We start from the raw sequence: 4,404 nt of genomic DNA, 5'->3' as shown, positions 1-4,404 counted from the left end.
CAGGAGCAGACTGCCGAGGCGCCGACCTCACCGCATCAAGAACTGAGCACGTTCATCCGTACGCGGCTGTGTACGTTCACGTGTACGCCGACACCAGTCACACCAGCAACTTGACGACGCCGCTGCACGTACTCATCGAGGAGCACTGAGCCATCACGTCCGACGACGGCGATCTGCACCGCGAACGCGTTCTGCAGTCCCGTCGTCTCCACGTCGAGAGCGGTCAGCGTCTTATCGGAGAGCAGGCGGAGAGCCCAGCGGGAAGCCTCCTCGCGCTCGCGGGGCCAGGACGCTGGCCGGCGCAGGGCGCGGACCGCGTCGTCCAAGCAATGGTGGTCCTCGCCGGCGCTCTGCACGTGCCACAGTGGCCGACTGCCGTCCCTCTCCGCGCTCACCGTCCCCAGGTACGTTCCGTCCTCGTACGCCGCCCAACACCGGTCGGTCGGTGTCCGCGGGCCGCACGAACTGCACCGGCTGCTCGTCGACGTCTTGGGTGAACAGGTCCTGCCACTGGGCCGGGTCCGTGATGGTCACCGGCGCGCCCTTCTCCTCGACCGCCAGGTGATCGGCACCCACGGTATCGGCCAGCAACGCAAGGGTGTTGAGCCGAGACAAGCAGGCGGCCTCTGGGCTCCTTACACCCCTCAGCCGCCCACATAGGTGATCATGGGGGCGTTCGTCGTTTACTACCCGGGGAGGAACCGCTGATGTCCCGCAAGTCTCCGGCCCGCAAGCTGATGCCGGGCCCCGAGCGCGACCGCGTCGCCGCCGAGCTGAAAGCGAAGTACGAGGCGGGTGCCCCGATCCGGGCGCTGGCCCGAGGAGACCGCCCGCTCCTACGGCGGCGTGCACCGGCTCCTGGCTGATGGCGGGGTGGTCTTCCGCTCGCGTGATGGCGCGACGCGCACAGGGAGGGCGTCGTGACCCCCCTGCCGCCACACCGCACCAAGGGCGGCGTCCTGCTCGGCGCCGCAAGCCCCGAAGACACCAGCCCCTTCGGACCATGGGACGGTGCGGACGCGGAGGCAGACCTGGAAAGGCCCGGCGGCAGCATCGGCCGGACGTTGTCGCGCCGCTGGGCGAGTCCAGTCGCGCCCGGAGTGACGAGGCAGAAGGCGTCGGGGGACGCCCTGTGCATCGCCACCGTGCTCAGCGCGATCCGCCAGGCCGCCTGGCCATCACATGCCCAACCCTGCGTAGCCCCTCCGCGACACCGTGAAACCCGTTGGCAGCCACATACGCGGTGATCCGGCAGTCCAAGATCGCCTTACTGTCCTTCCGGCGGTATCGCGGCTGCCCCAACCTTTACGGGCGGAAGGGGCCGGGCGGGCTTCAGGAAATCTTGTTCTTTCTGGCGGTCGGCTTGGCTGTCGCGGTGGAGGTGCGCAGGAGTGCTGCGGCGAGAGCAAAGGCGGTTGCTGGTCCTGGGCCGTAGTGGGGGTGGGCCTGGGCGAGGGGGGACATCTGGGACTCGGCGCGTTCGGTGGGGGTTCGTTCCAGGACGGTGGTGCCTGTTTCGGCTTCCAGCACCGGGGTGTATCCGGCAGTGCGCAGTGCGGCGAGTGTGTCCTTGGGGGGTGCAGTGCTGATCAGTACGGTGGGGGCGATCTTACGCAGGCCGAGTTTGGTGAGGGAGCGGGTAGCGGCGACCTCCGTGATCAGGTGTTCGTCGTCGCTTCGGATACAGCAGGCCGAGCGGACCACGCGCAGGCGGCCATGGGTGCGGGCGACGTCCTTGACGGTGTAGGCCAGTGGCTGGGGCAGTTCGGCGCCACCTTCGCTGACAGCGGTCAGGCGCTCGAGGACGGTGTCGGCGTCCAGGGCGGTGTCGAAGGCGCGGCGCAGTGAGGCGGGGGTGATCCGCCAGACGATGGCGTGTCCTTCGGATTCACGGTCGGCGACGGTGGTGAGCAGGTCGCTGAGGTGGGGGGCGGCGGCGCCGGTGACGGTGGCGGTCAGGTCGGCCTGGAAACGGGCGGTGGTGCGCGGGGCGGGCAGCATCGCATCGAGTGCTGCCTCCAAGTGGGTGATGGCGTCGGCGAGTGAGGGGTGGCCGGTCAGGTCGGGGCCTGCGCCGGGAACGGCCGGGAAGTAACGCTCGGCCCCGGCGCCCAGCAGGGCATGCAGGGCGCGGCCGGCGGTGGTGAGGGTGCCGTGGGCGGTGACGCCGAGGAGTTCGGCCTCGGCGAGGGTGGCCTTCGCGCGCGCACGGAGGTCTTCGGTATCGAGGAGTTCGGTGAGTGCGGGGCTAAACCAGGCGGCGCAGGTGAGGAGTTCATCGAGTGCGCTGGGGGCCATGGCATGCCCGGTGGGAAGGGTGGCGAGAGCGTCGAGGATGCCCCGGCGTAGCACGGTGGCCAGGGAGTCGGTGGGTTGGACCAGTGCGACGGGGCTCTGGTCGTCGTCGGCGGGCCAGTAGGTGAAGATCTCGGGTACCACGGCCCAGGTGGCCAGCAGAGGCAGAAGGCGGCGGGCGGGGGTTTGGGTGATCCAGGTGTCGTAGTGGGGGGTGGGCAGGAGGCGTGCTGGTGGCTGGGGCGCTGGTGTGCGGCTGCGTCGTCGGCCACGTGGTGCGGGCAGGTTCGCCGGTTCGTGGTGGGGGCGGAGGAGGTCGGCGTTGGCGGCGAGGTCGAGCCAGAGGCGGGCCTGTTCCTCGCTGATGGAGGCGTCCTTGGCGATGCGTTTGGTGTCGCGGACAGCGATGCCGCCCGCTTTGCGGATTCCGGGCGGCTGCAAGGCGACCGTGCGCAGGACGAGTTCGGCGTGCCACGCGGCGGAGGCGGCTGCTGCCTGGGCCTGGCCGTCGGCGCCGGCGGGTATCGGCACGGTGCGGGTGAGGACCGGCGGCGCGAGGTCCACAGCGGGGGCGGCTTCGTCGCGCAGGGCGTGGGCGACCTCGTAGGGGAGTTCGGCGAGGTCGTGGCCCGCGGGCAGTACCATGCCGCGCTCGGCCAGCCAGTCGGTTCCCGGATCGCCGGAACCACCGGGGCGCATCGTGAACTTGCTGTTCGGGCCGGAGTAGTAGCCGTAGCGCGTCACGAAACAGTGGGTGCTCAGCAGTGGCGGCCCGGGCACCAGTTTGTCGAGCAGGTCACGGGCCGGGGGCGGGGCCTGGGCGGCCAGAGCCCGCACGTTGTCTGCGTCCTGGAGGAAAGCGATGATCTTGTGCTGGGAGACGTCACGCGTGCTGCCCTTGCCCAGGCCCAGCCGGTCGGCGATCGCATGCACCTCAGGGGCGTTGAAAGCGTCGGTGAGGAGCACATCGACGGGGCGGCCGTAACGCTGAAGGGCTGCCGAGCCGCGGTGCAGCAGCGCCGGAATGATGATCTTGCCCGAGTGAGGGGGCAGAACCAGCGCCTGCTCAGCCAGGCGCTCCAGTGCTTCCGCGACAGCGGCCCGCGCGGCGTTGTCGGGTGCGAGCTTGTCCAGGACCACGGCGCGTTCGACGGCACGGCCTGCCGGATCAAGGACGGGATCCTGCCTGGGCATCCAGGACTGGGCGGGCACGCTCTGCCGCGGGACGGGCCCGTGCTCGGCATCGGCGAGCTGGGCGATGGCGGCCAGCAGCCGCAGATCACCAGCATGCAGCGAATCGAGAGCTCGGCTGACGGACGCATCGGACAGCAAGTGGTCCGCGAGCTGGTCCAGGGTGCGCATGCCCTGCCCGTATCCGGCAGCCTGCGGCAGCGACCTCGACTCCAACAGCGCGGTCAGCTGCGCGGGGGTGCGCCCGGCAAGCCAGTTCTTCAGGGCAGTCGTGCTCTTCACCCCACCGATCGTAGGGGACAACGGGTCACCGGCATCCCGCCCCCCATGCGCCTTCGGTATCGGCGGCGATGGCCGCCGTCCCTGTCTGTCAGTGGGGTGTGGAAGGGTCGGGGTATGCGCAATGACATTCCGCTGACGGTGATCGGGAATCTGGTAGAGGATCCCGAGTTGCGGTTCACCCCCAACGGCGTCCCGGTGGCCCGGGTTCACGATTGCCTCCACCCCTCGGACATTCGACCGTGAGGCTGATACGTGGAGGGATGGTGAGCCGACGTTCCTGGAGTGGAGCAGCTTCAGACGGCGCAGGCCCCCGCTGTTGCCCAGCTCCTGCGCAAGGGCGCGTCCTGGGCGGTTGCCCATGCGGCTGTGGCGGCCCGGCCCTCCACCAGTCATCCGGAGGGGCGCATTCTGGTGCCCCTGGATCCCAGCCTCTATGCAGGCCTGGGCGTCCAGGCCGTCACGCCTGACTGACGCAAATGCGGGCATTGATGCCCCTATGGATGTCAAGCTGCGGCTTTGGCGTCGTCAAGTTGCTGGTGTGACTGGCGAGTTGGGGTGTACCCGAGGGGGTGGCTGGCCCGAGGGGACGTTCCGGTCAGCCGGTCGTTGCCATACCGGTGATGGTTTTCCAGATGT

3 protein-coding genes are annotated in these 4,404 nt (G+C 69.7%); 2 read left to right on the top strand and 1 reads right to left on the bottom strand.

The features are described from left to right. The first annotated feature begins 707 nt into the window (after positions 1-707). Positions 708-866 carry a helix-turn-helix domain-containing protein gene (locus ACZ7NC_RS44590; protein WP_471497891.1) on the top strand — a complete coding sequence of 53 codons (159 nt, stop codon included), beginning with the start codon at positions 708-710 and terminating at the stop codon, positions 864-866. Continuing rightward, on the top strand, positions 847-924 hold the full coding sequence (locus ACZ7NC_RS44585; protein ID WP_471497889.1) for a hypothetical protein: 78 nt from the start codon (positions 847-849) through the stop codon (positions 922-924). The genes ACZ7NC_RS44590 and ACZ7NC_RS44585 overlap by 20 nt, the downstream gene beginning before the upstream one ends. Positions 925-1,332: 408 nt before the next feature. Here ACZ7NC_RS44585 and ACZ7NC_RS44580 read toward each other — a convergent pair whose 3' ends face one another. Continuing rightward, a complete protein-coding gene (locus ACZ7NC_RS44580; RefSeq protein ID WP_471497887.1) occupies positions 1,333-3,768 on the bottom strand; it encodes a helicase-associated domain-containing protein in 2,436 nt (811 codons plus the stop codon). Positions 3,769-4,404 lie beyond the last annotated feature (636 nt).

The organism is Streptomyces sp. NPDC111802 (assembly GCF_055634335.1).
This window is presented reverse-complemented; position numbering and strand designations above follow the sequence as displayed.

What these genes read in the sequence shown, in the direction of transcription:
- ACZ7NC_RS44590 (WP_471497891.1), top strand. Translation starts at nt 708, where the DNA reads ATGTCCCGCAAGTCTCCGGCCCGCAAGCTGATGCCGGGCCCCGAGCGC.